This is a genomic window from Halalkaliarchaeum sp. AArc-CO (assembly GCF_024972735.1).
GTDB lineage: Archaea > Halobacteriota > Halobacteria > Halobacteriales > Haloferacaceae > Halalkaliarchaeum.
The window spans coordinates 792,141-808,586 of the sequence record NZ_CP087723.1 but is presented as its reverse complement, the minus strand read 5'-3'; the positions used below and the strand labels follow the sequence as shown (position 1 = coordinate 808,586).

The 16,446-nt window shown below is 66.4% G+C and carries 16 protein-coding genes and 1 pseudogene; 11 read left to right on the top strand and 6 right to left on the bottom strand.

Annotation, left to right across the window (positions count from 1 at the left end; all coding sequences use genetic code 11):
- Nucleotides 1-121 precede the first annotated feature (121 nt).
- On the top strand, nt 122-877 hold the full coding sequence (locus tag AArcCO_RS04715) for a coenzyme F420-0:L-glutamate ligase (protein ID WP_259535284.1): 756 nt from the start codon (nt 122-124) through the stop codon (nt 875-877).
- Between the two features lie 59 nt (nt 878-936).
- Here AArcCO_RS04715 and AArcCO_RS04710 read toward each other — a convergent pair whose 3' ends face one another.
- On the bottom strand, nt 937-1,167 hold the full coding sequence (locus AArcCO_RS04710) for a DUF8024 family protein (RefSeq protein ID WP_259535283.1): 231 nt from the start codon (nt 1,165-1,167) through the stop codon (nt 937-939).
- A gap of 118 nt (nt 1,168-1,285) precedes the next feature.
- Between AArcCO_RS04710 and AArcCO_RS04705 the strand changes: the two genes are divergently transcribed.
- Both AArcCO_RS04705 and AArcCO_RS04700 read left to right on the top strand, forming a co-directional pair.
- On the top strand, nt 1,286-3,094 hold the full coding sequence (locus AArcCO_RS04705) for a site-2 protease family protein (protein WP_259535282.1): 1,809 nt from the start codon (nt 1,286-1,288) through the stop codon (nt 3,092-3,094).
- Nucleotides 3,095-3,110: 16 nt separating this feature from the next.
- Entirely contained in the window at nt 3,111-3,611 is a 501-nt protein-coding gene (locus AArcCO_RS04700; protein ID WP_259535281.1) for a DUF7974 family protein, read from the top strand.
- A 24-nt stretch (nt 3,612-3,635) separates the two neighbouring features.
- Here the strand turns inward: AArcCO_RS04700 and AArcCO_RS04695 are convergent, their stop codons facing one another.
- Nucleotides 3,636-5,138 (bottom strand): amidohydrolase family protein, encoded by a 1,503-nt coding sequence (locus AArcCO_RS04695; RefSeq protein ID WP_259535280.1) that lies wholly within the window; start codon nt 5,136-5,138, stop codon nt 3,636-3,638.
- A 141-nt stretch (nt 5,139-5,279) separates the two neighbouring features.
- Between AArcCO_RS04695 and AArcCO_RS04690 the strand changes: the two genes are divergently transcribed.
- A complete protein-coding gene (locus AArcCO_RS04690; protein WP_259535279.1) occupies nt 5,280-6,191 on the top strand; it encodes a 1,4-dihydroxy-2-naphthoyl-CoA synthase in 912 nt (303 codons plus the stop codon).
- A 28-nt stretch (nt 6,192-6,219) separates the two neighbouring features.
- Here AArcCO_RS04690 and AArcCO_RS04685 read toward each other — a convergent pair whose 3' ends face one another.
- A complete protein-coding gene (locus AArcCO_RS04685) occupies nt 6,220-6,501 on the bottom strand; it encodes a hypothetical protein (RefSeq protein WP_259535278.1) in 282 nt (93 codons plus the stop codon).
- A gap of 353 nt (nt 6,502-6,854) precedes the next feature.
- Between AArcCO_RS04685 and purD the strand changes: the two genes are divergently transcribed.
- Both purD and AArcCO_RS04675 read left to right on the top strand, forming a co-directional pair.
- Nucleotides 6,855-8,138, top strand: coding sequence for a phosphoribosylamine--glycine ligase (purD, locus tag AArcCO_RS04680; RefSeq protein ID WP_259535277.1), 1,284 nt, complete (start codon nt 6,855-6,857; stop codon nt 8,136-8,138).
- 89 nt (nt 8,139-8,227) lie between these two features.
- A complete protein-coding gene (locus AArcCO_RS04675) occupies nt 8,228-8,794 on the top strand; it encodes an acyltransferase (RefSeq protein WP_259535276.1) in 567 nt (188 codons plus the stop codon).
- A 15-nt stretch (nt 8,795-8,809) separates the two neighbouring features.
- On the opposite strand, the gene AArcCO_RS04670 is transcribed toward AArcCO_RS04675, so the two are convergent.
- A complete protein-coding gene (locus AArcCO_RS04670) occupies nt 8,810-9,601 on the bottom strand; it encodes a mechanosensitive ion channel domain-containing protein (protein ID WP_259535275.1) in 792 nt (263 codons plus the stop codon).
- Nucleotides 9,601-10,416 (bottom strand): diadenylate cyclase DacZ, encoded by an 816-nt coding sequence (dacZ, locus tag AArcCO_RS04665; RefSeq protein WP_259535274.1) that lies wholly within the window; start codon nt 10,414-10,416, stop codon nt 9,601-9,603. Before dacZ ends, AArcCO_RS04670 begins: the two co-directional genes overlap by 1 nt.
- Nucleotides 10,417-10,558: 142 nt before the next feature.
- Here dacZ and AArcCO_RS04660 point away from each other — a divergent pair.
- The 5 genes and pseudogenes from AArcCO_RS04660 (at nt 10,559) to AArcCO_RS04640 (ending at nt 15,354) form a co-directional block, all read left to right on the top strand.
- Nucleotides 10,559-11,867: pseudogene (locus AArcCO_RS04660) on the top strand (M20 family metallo-hydrolase).
- Nucleotides 11,868-11,919: 52 nt separating this feature from the next.
- Nucleotides 11,920-12,735, top strand: coding sequence for an alanyl-tRNA editing protein (locus AArcCO_RS04655; RefSeq protein ID WP_259535273.1), 816 nt, complete (start codon nt 11,920-11,922; stop codon nt 12,733-12,735).
- 2 nt (nt 12,736-12,737) lie between these two features.
- On the top strand, nt 12,738-12,905 hold the full coding sequence (locus AArcCO_RS04650; protein WP_259535272.1) for a hypothetical protein: 168 nt from the start codon (nt 12,738-12,740) through the stop codon (nt 12,903-12,905).
- A gap of 25 nt (nt 12,906-12,930) precedes the next feature.
- Nucleotides 12,931-13,881 carry a calcium/sodium antiporter gene (locus AArcCO_RS04645; RefSeq protein ID WP_259535271.1) on the top strand — a complete coding sequence of 317 codons (951 nt, stop codon included), beginning with the start codon at nt 12,931-12,933 and terminating at the stop codon, nt 13,879-13,881.
- 90 nt (nt 13,882-13,971) lie between these two features.
- The gene (locus AArcCO_RS04640; protein ID WP_259535270.1) at nt 13,972-15,354 is read left to right on the top strand and encodes a D-aminoacyl-tRNA deacylase; all 1,383 of its coding nucleotides are present in this window, start codon (nt 13,972-13,974) and stop codon (nt 15,352-15,354) included.
- Between the two features lie 39 nt (nt 15,355-15,393).
- Here AArcCO_RS04640 and AArcCO_RS04635 read toward each other — a convergent pair whose 3' ends face one another.
- Nucleotides 15,394-16,410 (bottom strand): glutathione S-transferase family protein, encoded by a 1,017-nt coding sequence (locus AArcCO_RS04635; protein WP_259535269.1) that lies wholly within the window; start codon nt 16,408-16,410, stop codon nt 15,394-15,396.
- Nucleotides 16,411-16,446: the final 36 nt, after the last annotated feature.

The following is a 16,446-nucleotide window of genomic DNA, read 5'->3' as shown; positions in this document are numbered from 1 at the left end:
CGTCCCCGGGATACGGTACTTTCGACTGGGCGACCTGCGACAGACTCCGAACGGCGATGGGCAGGAAGTACCGACAGAAGCACACCGGCGGACTTTTTCCCGACCCTCACTACCTCCGGACATGGAGCTGTTCGCCGTCCCGGGGCTACCGGAGATCGAACCGGGTGACGACATCGCAGCGTTGGTCGAAGAGCGGACCGACCTGCAGCCGACGGACGTCGTCTGTATCGCCTCGACGATCGTCTCGAAGGCCGAGGGCCGGCTCGCGGATCTGTCGTCGTTTCCGGCGGGTCCCCGGGCTCGGGAGCTCGCGACGACCCTCGAGTCGGCCACCGGCGAGCCGAAAGACCCCCGATTTGCTCAGGCAGTACTCGAGGAAAGCGTCGAACTGCTGATGGAATCCCCGTTTCTGCTCACCGAAACCCGGTTCGGCCACATCACAGTAAACGCCGGGATCGACCGGTCGAACGTTCCAGGCCACGATCTGCTGTTGCTCCCCCGCCGCCCCAGCGCGAGCGCACGATCGATCGCCGACGGGCTCTCGACCGACCGTGTGATCGTCACCGACACCTGCGGGCGACCGTTCCGACACGGGCAGCGGGGCGTCGCGATCGGCTGGACCGGCCTTCCGGCGAGCCGGGACTGGCGGGGCGAGCGAGATCGAACGGGACGCGAGCTGGGAGTCACCGTCCAGAACGTCGTCGACGAACTCGCCGCGGCGGCGAACCTGCTCGCGGGCGAGGGCGACGACGGGACGCCGGTCGTCGTGATCCGGGGGTTCGAATTCGGCGACCACGACGGTTCAGAAGAACTGTTCCGCGAGATCGAGAGCGACTTCGTTCGGCAGGCGCTTCGGGATTGGGCTGTCGATGCCTGACCGGCTTCGGGTACCCCTTACCCACGGAGGAATCTTCGCGCTTCAGGGCGGAGAGAAAGTCAAGACGACTGTCCGTCGCCGATTCGGGGGAGCCTAATTCCGACTTCGGCCAGGACCGCACCGATCGCCGCATAGAGGAACACGACGACGGCAACCGTGATGAACGCGGCGCCGCCAGCGACCGCGACGGTGCTCAACGGATCTGCCAGTGCGACTTCCGTCGCAATGATGACGATCATCTCCCAGAGGTTGGCGACCAGTTCGATGACGAGTTCGGCGGGCGTGTACATACTGGAGGCTTGAACGGGTGGGTATTTGTACGTTGATGCTCCCGATCGCCCGTCGCCAGTCAGTACGACGTCCGCCGAATCCGAACTCCTTTGCCCGCTGAAGCCCCAGGTACCCACGATGAATACGCTGCTTTGGGTCCTAGCGGGGATCCTCGCGTACACGTTCGCGGCGATGGCGCTGCGGAACCGCGGGTATCTCCCGGACTCTGTCCGCGTCTCCGGGCCGCTCATGACGGTCCACACGAAACGCGGACGGGAGTTTCTCACGCGTCTCTCCCGTCCGAAGCGGTTCTGGCGGGCGGTCTCGAACCTCGGACTCGGCCTCGCCTTAGTCGCGATGGCGGGCGCGTTCCTGATGCTCGTCGGGCAGGCGCTTTTTATCCTCGAATCGCCGCCGGACAGCGCGATCGCCGGCGGCCCGCAGAACGTGCTCGTGATCCCCGGCGTCAACGAGTTCCTCCCGCTGGAGGTGGCCCCGGAGATCGTCATCGGCCTGCTGGTCGGGCTCGTCGTCCACGAAGGAGGCCACGGACTGCTGTGTCGCGTGGAAGACATCGACATCGAGTCGATGGGTGTGGTGCTACTGGCGTTCATTCCGCTGGGCGCGTTCGTCCAGCCGGACGAAGAGAGCGCGCAGGCGGCCTCACGTGGGGCTCGCTCGCGGATGTTCGCCGCCGGCGTGACCAACAACATCATCGTCACGATCATCGCGTTCGGGCTGCTGTTCGGCCCGATCGCCGGCGCGGTTGCGGTCTCCCCGGGCGCTGCGGTCGGTGGCGTGTACCCGGGCTCGGCAGCCGACGAAGCGGGAATCGAGGCTGGCGACCGGATCGTCGCCGTCGACGGCGTCGAGGTGGGCTCGAACGACGACCTCTTTGCAGTGCTCGACGACCTCGAGGAGCGATCCGTCAGCGTGACGCTCGCCGACGGCGACGAGCGGACAGAAACGACCGTCGAGCGGTCGCTGCTCGTGACGACGCTGGTGGCCGACTCGCCGTTCGCGTCCCGGGGCGATCGCGCCGGCCTGTCGATCAACGACACCGTGACCGCCGTCGACGGAACCGAGGTCCGGACGGAAGCCGAACTCAGGGACACCGTTGGCGTCGACCACGTCGCGACGTTCGAAACTGCCGACGGTGAGACCGCAACCGGACCGGTCGGCGCGCTCGTGGCCACGACGGACGACGGTCCCCTCGCCGATGCGGACGCACCCACCGACCGACGGTTCGTCGTCGCGGAAATCGGCGACACGCGGGTGTACGACCACCGCGACGTGAACCGGGCGCTGCAGCCGTACGAGCCCGGCGACACCGTCGAAGTCGAGGCGTACGTCCCCGGAGAGGACGGTTCGTGGGACGAATCGGACGAGGAGACGTTCACCGTCACTCTCGGCGAGAACCCCGACCGTGGCGGTGCATTCCTCGGCGTCTCCAGTGCTCGCGGCTTCAGCGGCGTCGCCGTCGACAGCTTCGGCGTGCGGGCGTATCCGGCCGATACCTTCCTCTCGGTGCTCACTGGTGGGTTCGTCGACTCGCCGTTCCTCGGCGCCTTCTTCCTGCTCGTGTTGCCGCTTTTCAGCCTCTTCGGGGCGGGCGTGGAGTTCAACTTCGCCGGCTTCGTCTCGGCGAACACGAACTTCTATGAGGTCTCGGGCCTCTTCGGCGTCGCCGGCGAGCCGATCGCGTTCCTGCTCGTGAACGTGATCTTCTGGACCGGCTGGATCAACCTCAACCTCGCGTTCTTCAACTGCATCCCCGCGTTTCCGCTCGACGGCGGCCACATCCTCCGTGCGTCCACGGAGGCGGTAGTCTCCCGGCTGCCGATCGAATCGAAGCCACAGCTGACCCGGGCGATAACCACCAGCATCGGGCTCACGATGCTTCTCGCACTGCTGGTAATGCTGTTCGGCCCCCAGCTGCTGACCTGACCGACCGGAGAGGACGATGGTACGCAAACGATACGACGGAACCGACGCGGATCGGCTCGGCTTCGACGAAACCAGAAACTACGTGAGCGACGCGGTGGCGAAGTTCGTGCCGAACGCCGTCGCTCGCCGCGCGATCGCCGTCGACGTCTCGACGGGCAAGAAGGCCTACGAGGTCGGCGAGACGGTGACGATCCGAGTGGAGTTCAAAAACAGACTTCCCGTTCCGGTCCGGGTCCCCACGCCCAGACAGCGCAGATGGGGCTGGGAGGTGGACGGGGTGGTCGAGGCGACCGACGAGCGCCGATACACCTCGGACACGCCGTCGACGTTCCAGTTCCGCGCGGGGGAACGGAAACGCTTCAGCGTCGAATGGAACGGACACTTCCGGGAGGCTGGCGAGGACGGCATGGACGTCTCCCGGCCCGCCTCGAAGGGCGATCACGTGATTACCGCGTTTCTGGCCACGACCACGGGCGGGGAACGGCCGGAGGCGTCGACGTCGATTCGGATCGTTTGAGCCGCTCCTCGTGGATAGCGGGGGCTACAGTCGTCCGGCGTCGACGTCCGCGACCAGTTTCGATCCGGCGTTTCGCCAGTCCTCCTCGGCGTCGGCGAATATCCGTTCTGCCCGGCGGTTCGCCTCGGCGATCAGTTCATCGGCGTCGAGCCCTTCGATTGCAACCTCCCCCTCGCGGAGGAGGCGTCGCCCGTCGACAAAGACGTCGGTCGCCTCGGTGCCGGTTCCGCCGTACACGAGGTTCGGGACCGCGGTGTGGAACGGCTCGTCGACGGTCGGCGCGATTCCGGACGTCTCGAGGTCGAACACCGCGACGTCCGCGCGCTTCCCCTCCGTCAGCGTGCCGACTCGATCGTCGATTCCCAGCGCCCGTGCCCCGCCGATCGTGGCGATCTCGAGCGTTGCCCATGCGGGCATCGCGGTCGGGTCATCGCGGTCGGTTTTCGACAGCAGGGCCGCCGTCCGGAGTTCGCGCACGGCGTTGTGTCCGCCTGGCCCGGGCGCCTGGTCGGTGCCAATGCCGACCACGCCGCCGTGCTCCCGGTACTCCACGAGGGGCGGAACGATGCCGTCGATGGCAGCGATCGAGGAGGGACAGCCCACCATCGAGACGCCGGCGTCGGCGAGACGGGCGCGTTCGTCGGGCGTCGCGCCGTGGAGGTGGGTGGCGATCAGCCGGTCGGAGAGCAGCCCCGCCGCGTCGAGGACCGACACCGTGGTAGGCTCCTCGCCGGCGTCGGGAATCGGGTTCGGGCCGCCCTCGCCGTATCGCTCCCGGATCTGGATCGCCTCACGCTCCCCCTGCGCGACGTGCATGTGAATCCGACGGCCGGATTCTTCCGCCCGGCGATCGATCTCCTCGAGCAACGGAAGCGAGATCATGTCCAGCGCCTGCGGGCCGTACGCCGGTTCCACGAGAGATTCCGTCTCGGCGCCGTAGTCGTCGAACAGCGCCTCCGTGCGTTCGAGCGCAGCGTCGCCGTTCCCCCTGTCGAACGGGTACAGCTCCTCGGGCCCCAGGTCGGCCCGGTCGTCGGGCACCTCGTTGATCGTCTCGGTCGCCACACATCGCACGGAAAAGGGCTCGTACACCTCCTCGACGAGTTCCCCCACCCGGGTCCCGTACTCGCAGACGGTCGTCGTTCCCGACGCGAGTGCCTCGATGACGCCCAACTTCGCGCCGACGACGCCGTCCTCCCGGGTCGCGTGGGCGCTGATCGGGCCGAGCCCGCGATTCATCCACTCGATTTCGGGGAGGTCCTGTGCCGCCCCGCGGACGATCGTGTGTCGAGTGTGCGCGTGGGCGTTGACGAACCCGGGGCACACGATTGCTCCCTCGGCGTCGACGACAGCTCCCGCACGGGGACGTGCGACCGCGTCGTCGACGTCCGCCACCGGGCCGACGTACTCGATTCGCCCGTCCGCGATCCCGACCGCACCGTTCTCGACGATGCCGAGCTCGCCGGTCGCACCCCGGACCTGCGGATCCATCGTCACGAGCAGCGCGTTCTCGATGAGCGTGTCCATGTTTGCCCCACACAGTCCCGAACCGTGAATGTCCGGGAGCCGGCCAGTCGACCCGCTTTGCGGGCAGCGTGCCGCTCGCGTTTGCGGCGTCCCGGACGGTAAGTCGAACGCTTTTATACGGGACTCGGCCGTCGATCCGGTATGGTCTCGGAGATCTTCGATCCGGATCGGTGGGAGCCCGTCACCGAGGAGTTCGAGGACGTCACCTACCACCGGGCGAGCGAGGTTCCCGCCGTCCGGATCGCGTTCGACCGGCCGGAAGTGCGAAACGCGTTCCGGCCCGGAACCGTCGACGAACTGTACGCCGCGCTCGATCACGCCCGAAAGCAGGCCGACGTCGGCTGTGTCCTCCTGACGGGAAACGGTCCCTCTCCGAAGGACGGCGGCTGGGCCTTTTCGGCGGGCGGAGATCAGTCAGTCCGGGGTGGCTCCGGCTACGAGTATCGCGACGACGACGAGGCCGGCGAGACGGACGACCCGCTCGTCCGGGAGGCGAAAGCCGGCCGGCTCCACGTGCTGGAAGTCCAGCGGTTGATCCGGTTTATGCCGAAACCGGTCGTCGCCGTCGTCCCCGGCTGGGCGGTCGGCGGCGGCCACTCGCTGCACGTGGTGTGTGATCTCACGCTCGCCAGCGAGGAGCACGCGAAGTTCCTCCAGACGGACCCGGACGTCGCCTCCTTCGACGGCGGCTTCGGTTCGGCGTATCTCGCCAGACAGATCGGTCAGAAGAAAGCACGGGAGGTGTTCTTCCGCGGAAAGACCTACTCGGCAACGGAGGCAGCAGAGATGGGGATGGTCAACGAGGCGGTACCCCACGAAAAACTGGAGGCGGTGGCGCTGGAGTGGGCCGACGAAATGACGAAGAAGTCCCCGACCGCGATGCGGATGCTCAAATACGCCTTCAACCTCGCCGACGACGGGATGGTCGGCCAGCAGGTGTTCGCCGGGGAGGCGACGCGGCTGGCGTACATGACCGAGGAAGCACAGGAAGGGCGGGACGCGTTTTTAGAAAAGCGGGAGCCGAACTTCCGAGCGTACCCCTGGCACTACTAGACCCGACCGTACCAGACCCGACCGGGGATCAGGGCGACGTGATCCGGTATTCGACGGTTCCGACGCCGGGGATCGTGAGTCGGCGTGTCCGGTCGTACAGTCGTCGGAGGAGTCGCCGTCCACCGCGTCGCAGGAGAACGACGCCCGCGATCACGACCGACAGCGAAGCCACCGCGAGCAGCGGATAGTTCATCGCCCACATGAGCGAGAGCAGGACCACCGGCACAGCGAGGAGGCTCACCAGCGACGGCCATCCGGATGGAGGGACGTGCCGTTCGGCGGCAAGCGGGGCTCCGTGTTGCAGGGTCATGGTATTTCGTTTCGAGATACGACCTCCGTCATCTTAAATCTTCAGATTATAGATAGGAATTGAGAAGTGTTACCATATATATTGATACGATCGCGCGTATTACAGCCTAAAAGGCCATGTAAGCTTTGACACGGTACACACTATAGATTGATAATGAAGTTGGTATATACGACAACATCCCGTCCGTATCCGTGTCGTCAGTACCCCCACGTGGACGACGGGATCGTCCCGCCGGCGACGAGAGTCACTCCGGGCAGCCACTCCCGCAGACGCCCTCCTGTTGTACACAATTGTGTATATGTATCCGACTGTTCAGGGAAAGATTTACACTCTCATGTGGTTCGATGTCCAGTATGACCGAGACCGTACTCCTCGTCGGGGGTGGCGGGCGGGAACACGCGATCGCCAGGGCGCTCGCCGACGACTGTACGCTGTGTGCGTGTGCGAGCAACAGGAACCCCGGAATCACGGAGCTCGCTTCACGGTTCGAGACGCTGTCCGGGACCGACATCGACGCGATCGTCGAGTTCGCGACCGAGATCGACGCCGACCTGGCGGTGATCGGCCCGGAGGCGGCCCTGGAGGCGGGAGTGGCGGACGCGCTCGACGACGCGGGCGTCTACACGTTCGGTCCACGGGCGGAGGCCGCCCGCATCGAGACCGACAAGGCGTTTCAGCGACAGTTCATGCAGGAGCACGGGATCACCGGCTGTCCCGAATTCGAGACGTTCGACGACGTGGACGCCGCCTGCGCGTACATCGACGCGGTCGAGCACGACCTCGCCGTAAAGCCCGCAGGGCTCACCGGCGGCAAGGGCGTGAAAGTGATCGGCGATCAGGTCACCCGCGAGGAGGCAAAGCAGTATCTCCGCGAGTCGAGCTACGATCGAGTCGTGCTCGAGGAGCGACTCGTCGGGGAGGAGTTCACGGTCCAGGCGTTCGTCGCCAACGGCGACGTCCGGCCGACACCGGCGATCCAGGACCACAAGCGCGCCTACGAGGGCGACGAAGGCCCCAACACTGGCGGGATGGGAAGCTACAGCGACACCACACCCGAGCTGCCGTTCATGACGCGGGAGGGCTACGACGACGCGGTGTCGATCCTCGAGGAGGTAATCGAGGCGCTCCCCGGGTACAAAGGCGTGCTGTACGGGCAGTTCATGCTCACCGCCGACGGCCCCAAAGTGGTGGAGTTCAACGCCCGGTTCGGCGATCCCGAGGCGATGAACACCCTGCCGGTGCTGGAGACGCCGCTGTTCGAGGTTCTTACGGCCGCGCGCGACGGGGAGCCGCTGCCGGCAGTGTCGACGACCGGCGAGGCGACCGTCTGCAAGTACGCGGTACCCGACGGCTATCCGACCGACCCCTCGGCGGGCGCCCGGATCGAGGTCGACGAGTCGACCGTCGGGAACGCCCTGCTGTTTTACGCCAGCGTCGACGAGCGCGAGGACGGCCTGTACACCACGACCTCTCGGTCGTTCGCAGTCGTCGGACTCGGGGAGTCGATCGCCGAGGCCGAACGGAACGCCGAAGCGGGGCTTTCGGCCGCAGGCGATGGGCTTCGAGTGCGACACGACGTCGGGAAGCCGGATCTCGTCCAGCGCCGGATCGATCACATGGACGAGTTGCGTCGGTAGGGCCGTCCGAGTCCGACGACGAGGGGCCTCCCGACTTTTGTCTCGGCGGAGCCGTCCCCTTTTAACTGTCGCGGAGCGAATCCCGAACCGTGACGAGTCCGAACGACGACGATCGAACGCGGCGGTCCCGGCTCGAACGTCACCCGACGCCGGGGACGCGAAACTCCCTGTGGTCGTGGCCGTCGGCGAAGTCCCCACTTGCAGTCGTGCGAAACTACGTCGTGATCGTGCTCGCACGGATCGCCCCGAGCCTCCGACTCAAAAACTGGCTGTTGCGCCGGATCGGCGTGACTGTCGGCACGGGCGTCTCGTGGGGGCTCGAGTCCACGCCGGACGTGTTCTGGCCCGAGCGCATCACCGTCGAAGACCACGCCATCATCGGCTACGACGCGACGATCCTCTGTCACGAGTTCCTCCAGGACGAGTACCGGCTCGGCGACGTCGTCGTCGGCGAACGGGCGATGGTCGGCGCGGGGGCGATCCTCCTCCCGGGCGTCGAGATCGGGGAGGGTGCACAGGTGGCCGCAAACTCCCTCGTGACCGAGGACGTCCCTCCGAACGTAACCGTCGCCGGCGTCCCGGCGGAGATCGTCTCGAACGGCCCAAAAGAGGATCACGCGAACCGAGACGACGAACCGAGCGATCGAGAAAACTGACCTGAAACGCCGCGTTCAGCGTCGGATCCGGACGATTCCGTCCCTGAAGACCGAGTGATTCGGGACGATGTGCTCCTCGCCGTCGGTTTCGATGTGCGTGACGAGCAGGTTCACTTCCTGGACGATGCCGCGCTGTCCGCCGACCTTCACCTCGTCGCCGATGCTGTACGGCTGGGCGAGAAGCAGGTACACGCCGGCAGCGCCCGACGCCAGCAGGTCCTTGGTCGCAATCGCGGTGAAGACGATCAGTGCGAACGCGTACATCCCCATCAAGACGACGAGGACCAGCGTCGCCACGCCCACCTGCGCGAGCGCGAGCAGGATCGCGACGAACACGATCGAGTAGTTGGCGACGACCGGGACGACGTTGATCTCGGGGAGTTTGACCCCTTTGAGCCGTTCGGCGATGAGCAGTTCCACCTTGTCGCCGATGACGATCCCCACGAGAAGGATGAACACCGCAACGAAGAACTGCGGGAGCAGGACCGCAACACCGGACCAGAAGATGTCGACATACTGGAGTTCTGCAACCGTCAGCGCAGCCAGAAGTGCGATGGCCGCGATGAAGTAGAAGGTGAGTTTCGCGACGAGGTCGACCGTCGAAGTCCCGAACTCCCGTGCAGTGCGCTCGAAGGCGGTTCCCTCTATCGTCTCGGGGACCCCCGCCCGTACCAGTAACCGACGGTTGAGCCGTCCGGCCAGGATCGCGAGCACGAGACCGAGCAACAACACGCCGGCAGCGACCCACAGCCGCGTCGGAACGGTAGAAACGACCTCCCACTGGAGCGGCGTCTGGCCGACCGACATCAGTAGTCCTCCGGATCGATCTCCATGACGAGACGGCCCCCTTTAAACGCTCTGACCAGCCCGTCCGACTCCGAGAGCACGATCGCCGTCGCGTTCGTGTCTCTGGTGATCGCACCCGCCGCCATGTGGCGGGCCCCCAGCCCTTTGGGAATGTCGACGCCCTCGGCGGCCGGTTCGAGATACCGGTACGCGCTCACGATCTTTCCCGAGTCGGAGATGACGAATGCGCCATCGAGCCGGGAGAATTCTTTCAACATTACGTCGACGATAGGGTCCCCCACGTGGACGTGAGACTTCTCGAAGGGGTTGTACGACAGCGGTCGGGACTTGTTCATCACCTTCCCGGCGTCGCCGACGACGAACAGGGCGCCGACGGGCTTTCCCTTCTGTCCTTTCTTCCCCAACTCGATCGCGACCTCGAAGACGTTGCGGATCACGCTCGGTTCGGCCCTGCTGTTGACGAACAGGTCGTAGACACCTCCCCGGACGGACTCCTCGACACGGACGCGAAACACCGCGTCCGGATCGGAGTCGAAGACGTTGGCCACACACGCAACGACGTCCCCCTCCTCCAGGTAGTCCTGTTCCATCGCCCCCTCGATCGCATAGTGGATGCGGTCGCGAACGTTCTCGAACTCGAGTGGTAACTCGAGGAACGATTCGGCGCCGACGGCGTTTTCTCCGGAAACGACGACGACCTCGTACTCGGGATCGGCATCCACAAACGACTCGTAAAGAGAGCCGCCCGGCGAGAACAGCATCGCGGCGTCGATTCCGGCGACCAGATCCTCCAGAAAACCATCCAGTGGGGCCATTTAACTCAAGCGAGGACTCCCCCACTTAAAGGGATTGCCCCGCGTCAATCGCATTTGATAGCTGGAGCGATCCCGAAACTGCTGACCTCGACAGCGACCCCCGACGGCAAAAGCCTTGTCCGCGGGGAATCGATCGCCGGGTATGACGGCCACACCGACCGTCGAGATCGACGCCGAGCGGCTCCGGCTGGATCTCGAGGAAAACGGCGAGTTCGGAACAACTGAGCGAGATCCGCCACGGCGGTGGGGGGAGAACGGTGCTCGCGGGAACGTCCGCCAACAAGGCGGCCCGCGACCGACTGTGTGGGCGACTCGGCGACGCCGGATTCGAGGTGACCGTCGACGCGGTGGGGAACGTGCTGGGAACGTGGACCCCACCGTCGGCGGATCCCGACGCAGCGCCGGTCGTGGCCGGAAGCCACCTCGATTCGGTTCCGGGAGGTGGAATCTTCGACGGACCACTCGGTGTGTACGCTGCACTGGAGGCCATCCGGGCAATGCAGGCAGGAGACGTCGAACCGGACCGTCCAGTCGGGGTCGTGAGCTTCACTGAAGAGGAGGGACAGCGGTTCGGCGAGGGGCTGCTGGGCTCGTCGGTCGCCGCAGGAGACCGTTCCGTTGCGGAGGCACGCTCGCTCTCCGATGGCGGGGCCGTGACCGGCGAGGAAACGACGCTCGGCGAAGCCCTGGCGGAGATCGGTTACGACGGGGAGGGACGCCTCGACGTCGGCGAGTGGCACGCGTTCCTCGAACTCCACGTCGAACAGGACACCGTCCTGGAGCAGGCAGCAGTCGAGTCGGAGAGAGACGGGCCGGGTCCGGTTGGCGTCGTCACGACGATCACGGGGATCACCCACGTGACGGCGGAGCTGGTCGGCGAGGCGAACCACGCCGGCGCGACCGGGATGGAAGAACGGCTCGACGCCCTCGCTGCCGCCGCCGAGTTCGTCCTCGACGTCGAAGAGAGTGCACGCGAACTCGCGGACGGCTACTCGGAGACGGCGGTGGGGACAGTCGGCTCGATCGACGTCGAGCCGAACGCGACGAACGTCGTTCCGGGACGGGCAACCCTCGGCGTGGACGTGCGGGACGTCGAGGCGGAGTCGACGCGGCGGATCCTCGCCGACGCGGAGGAGAGTCTCGCCCGGATCGAGACGGAACGAGGCGTCGAAACGTCGATGGAACGCACTCTCGACGTTTCGCCGACGCCGATGAGCGACCGGTTGCGGGAGGCGGCCGATCGGGCGGGAACGGACGCCGAAATCGAGACGCTGGATCTGCCGTCGGGGGCGGCCCACGACGCGATGATGGTCGCCCGCGCGACCGACGCGGCGCTGCTTTTCGCCCCCTCCCGGAACGGGATCTCCCACAGCCCACGGGAGTGGACCGACTGGGACGACTGTGCCGCCGGGGCAGCGGTGCTCGCCGGGGCGCTGGCCCGCCTCGCGTGATCGCCCGCGTCCGTGGAGAGGGCATATGTAGCTCGAATGCGTCCGTTCGCTCGTGACCGACCAACGCTACCTGGAGGACGCCACCGTCCGGACGTTCGAAGCGACCGTCGAACGTGCTCTCGACGACCGAATCGTCCTCGACGGGACCCACTTCTATCCGACCGGCGGCGGCCAGCCCCACGACACCGGACGGATCGGAGTCGACGGCGACAGCTGGCGGGTCGTCGACGTCGAGAAGAAAGACGCGATCTACCACCGTCTCGAACCGGTCGACGGAACTGCAGCCTCGACGCCGACAGCGGGGACAACCGTCACCGGCCACCTCGACTGGGACCGACGCGACGCACACATGCGGTACCACACCGCACAGCACCTGCTGTCAGCCCTGTTGCTCGAGGAGTTCGACGCCCCCACGACCGGCAACCAGCTGTATCACGATCACGCGCATCTCGACTGCGAATACGACCGGTTCGACGGCGCAGAGCTTTCCTCGATCGAGCGTCGGTTGAACGAACTCGTCGACGAGGAGCGACCGGTACGGTGGTACACGATGGACCGCGATCGGGCAGAAGAGACGCTCGATACGGATCGTACCCGGATCGATCTGCTGCCCGACTCGATCCAGGAGCTGCGGATCGTCGAAATCGGCGGGGAGCGGGCCCGGGCCGGCGGCGGCGCGATCGACGGACCGCCCGCAGACGCCGATCGAGTACCACCGTACGACCGGACCGCCTGTGCGGGAACCCACATGAAAAACACCGCCGAAATCGGCGAAATCGTCGTCGACGGCAGGGAGACGAAAGGGAGCAACGAAGAGCGGATCCAGTTCGTCCTCGCCGATCACGACACCGGGAACGCGGGGGAGTGACCGTGGAGGTGAAACGCGCCGACGGCGTCGTCACGGCGACCGTCGGCGGGCTCGGCGTCGTCGTCTTCGCGACCGAGGACGGGATTCACGCGTTCGAGGACCCCGGCTACGACTGGCATCGCGTACCCGACGGGTTCCGAGCGGTGAGCCGTCACATCGGCGGGCTTTAAGAGTTTCCCGAGACAGTCATCTCACGTGTCATACGGAGCCCTGGTGTCGATCGAGACGCTGTTTCTCGTCGCCGGCGTACTCCTCCTGTGGAAGGGAGCGGATCTGCTCGTCACCGGCGCCGGGACTGTCGCGCTCGGGTTCGGCCTCCGCCGGGCGACCGTCGGCGTCACCGTCGTCGCGTTCGCGACGACCGCCCCGGAGCTGTTCGTCGCCGTCGTGGGGACGGTCACTGCCACGACCGACATCGGCCTGGGTGCGGTGATCGGGTCGAACGTCGCCAACATCGGGCTCGTACTGGGGCTGGCTGCGCTCATTCGACCGCTGCCGATCTCCGAAACCGTGTTCCGCCGTCACGTTCCGTTCATGGTTCTCGCAGCGCTGTTGCTCGTAGTTTTGGGAGCGAACGGCCGGATCGGGCGACTGGACGGGATCGTACTGCTTACTGTCCTCGCTGGGTTTTCTTATTACATTGTCCGGCGGGTGCAGGCAGGGGCCGCGTTCTCGCCGAACGCGTTGCCGAACCAGCCGGACCCGACGATTCGCGACTGGGCGGTGATCGCACTCGGGCTGGTCCTGCTCGTGCTCGGCTCGCGGTGGCTCATCGACGGCGGGCGGGGGATCCTGACTGCGATGGGCTTTAGCGACCTGTTCGTGGGGCTGACCGTGCTCGCGATCGGAACCTCGCTGCCGGAACTCGCCGCGTCGATTGTGTCGGCGTACCGTGACGAGGCCGGATTCAGCGTCGGCAACGTCGTGGGATCGAACATCTACAACGTCCTTGCAGTGATCGGTATCCTCGCGGTCGTCACGCCGATCCATATCTCGCCGGGCGTTCTGACCTTCGAGTTCCCCGCGCTTGTCGCGTTTACGCTGGCGCTTGTTGCGATGATGTGGCACGGCGACCGGCTCTCGCGACTCGACGGGGCAGTTCTTTTGGTCGGCTACGTGGCGTTCATCTGGCTGTTGCTGCCGTGAGAAACAGATTGGCGGCTTGCTCCCCGTGACGGAACGCCGACGTCTGTCGCAAACGACGGGTATTCAACGACGGATCCCGCAGTGTTGCCCGTGATCGGAATCGTCGTCAGCCGCGCCGACCGCGCCTCTGTGCACATCGGCGACCAGCTGCTCGAACTCGCCGACTGGGAGCGCAGAACCGACGGCTCCCGCCCCGACGCCGACGGGGGCGGAACCTACTACCGTCGCCCGGGGTTCGAGCTGCGCACGTTCGACGAGTTGCACATCGACATGACCGATCCCGCTCCGGCGTTCGAGACGGACGATCGGTCGGCGGAGGCAATCGCGTTCGTCTCCCGGCACTCCGGGGAGACGGGACCCCTGTTGACTGCCCACTTCACCGGCAACTTGGGGGCCGCGGAGTTCGGCGGCGAGGACGGCGACCTTGCCCGGGCTGCGCCGGCGATTCAAAAGCGGCTGGTGCGGGCGTTCGACGAACACGCCCCCGACGGCTACGACGTCGGCATCGAATGCACCCATCACGGGCCGACCGCGATCGATCTCCCCTCGCTGTTCGTCGAACTGGGAAGCGGCGAGGCGGAGTGGAACGACCCGGACGGCGCCGCTGCAGTCGCCCGGTCGGTATTGGAGCTGGTCGACGACCAGGGGACGCCGACGGGCCCCGACCGCCTCGGCGAGGACGGGCACCCTCGTCACGTCGTCGGCTTCGGCGGGGGACACTACGCACCGCGGTTCGAACGGATCGTCCGCGAGACCGACTGGGCCGTCGGCCACGTCGGCTCCGACTGGCAGCTCGAAGAACTGGGCCCACCCGCCGAAAACGGGACGGTACTGGAGGGGGCCTTCGACGCGAGCCGGGCCGAACACGCGGTGATCGAGGGGACGAAACCACAGTTGACCGAAACCATCGAACAGCTCGGCTACCGGGTCGTCACCGAAACCTGGGTCCGCGAGGTCGGGGAGCGACCGCTCGCGACGGTCGATCGGCTCGAAACGGAGCTTTCGACCGTCGAGGAAGGTCTCCGGTTCGGGGCCGTCAGACCGGACGACGGAGCCGACGACGTCGAAGTCGAATCTCTGCCTGCAGCGCTGACCGCCGAAGCACAGGGGATCGACGCAGACGCCGCCCGCGAGGCGGTCGAGTCACACACAGTCGGCTTCGAGACCGAACAGGCTGGAACCCGGGCGGCCGGACGGGCCGCGTTCGCGGAATCCTCCGATCGGGACGCACTCGTCGACGCGCTCGCGGACGTCCTGCGTCGACAGTACGACGACGTCACTCGCGAGGCCGGCGAGGTCGTCGCCCGAACCGAGGGGTTCGATCCCGAACGGGCCGCGGAACTCGGCGTCCCGGAGGGCCCCGCCTTCGGGAAACTGTCCGCCGGCCAGTCGGTCACTGTCGACGGGGAAACGATCGAGCCCGGCGAGGTCACCACAGAGCGCGTCGAGCGGTTCCCGGTCGACCGGGAGTAGACGAGTTGCCGGTCGGGTGTCCGCGTCCCCGCGTTCGGCTCAGTCCGCGGCGATCGGCTCCGGCGGGCGGCCGGGCAGTTCCTCCCGGCCGTGCGGCGCGGTGAAATCCAGGTCCGGTCCGCGGGCGACGATTCCCGAGGGAGTTACGTCCGGGTGGGTGGTGTAGTAGTGTTCCTTGATGTGATCCATCCGGACGGTCTCGGCAACCCCCGCGGTTTGATACACGTCACGGAGGTACGGCCAGAGGTTCTCGTATTCGTGGACGTGCCGCACGTTGCACATAAAGTGCGTGTGATACACCTGATCGAACCGAACGAGCGTCGTGAACATGCAGAGGTCCGCCTCGGTGAGGCGGTCGCCCGCGAGGTAGCGACGATCCGCGAGCTGATCGTCCCAGTGATCGAGCGCGCCGAACAGCTCGTCGATCGCCTCGTCGTACGGCTCCTGCTCGCCTGCGAACCCCGCGCGGTAGACGCCGTTGTTGATCGGCTCGTAGATCTCGGTGATGATCCGGTCGATCTCTTCGCGGCGAGGGGTGGGAGCGAGGTCAGCCCCGTTTCCCAGATCCGCGAACGCGGTCGTGAGCTGGCGGAGGATCTCCCTGGACTCGTTGTTGACGATTGTCTCCTCCACCGTGTCCCACAGCACTGGCACCGTCACTCGACACGTCACGTCGGGGTCGGCTTCGACGTACAGCTCCCGGAGGAACGACGAGCCGTACAATTTGTCCTCGGTACAGCCGTCCTTTTCGGGGGTGAACTGCCAGCCGCCCTCGCCGCGCCAGGGGTCGACGACCGACACGTCAATGACGTCCTCGAGCCCCAGAAGCGACCGGGCCAGGAGCGTCCGGTGGGCCCAGGGACAGGCGTAGGAGACGTACAGGTGATACCGGCCCGCTTCGGGCTGGAACCTGTCGTCGGGCTCCGCGTCGACGTGAGCGGGCACGTCGCTGCCGGCGACCCAGTCGCGAAACGTCGTCTCCCCGCGCTGGAACGTGCCCCCCTCGTCCGTCAGTCGATAGTCGGTCCGCCACTCCCCGTCGACGAGTCGGTTCATTCTTCCATCGATACGGTCCCACGACACAAAAGGCTT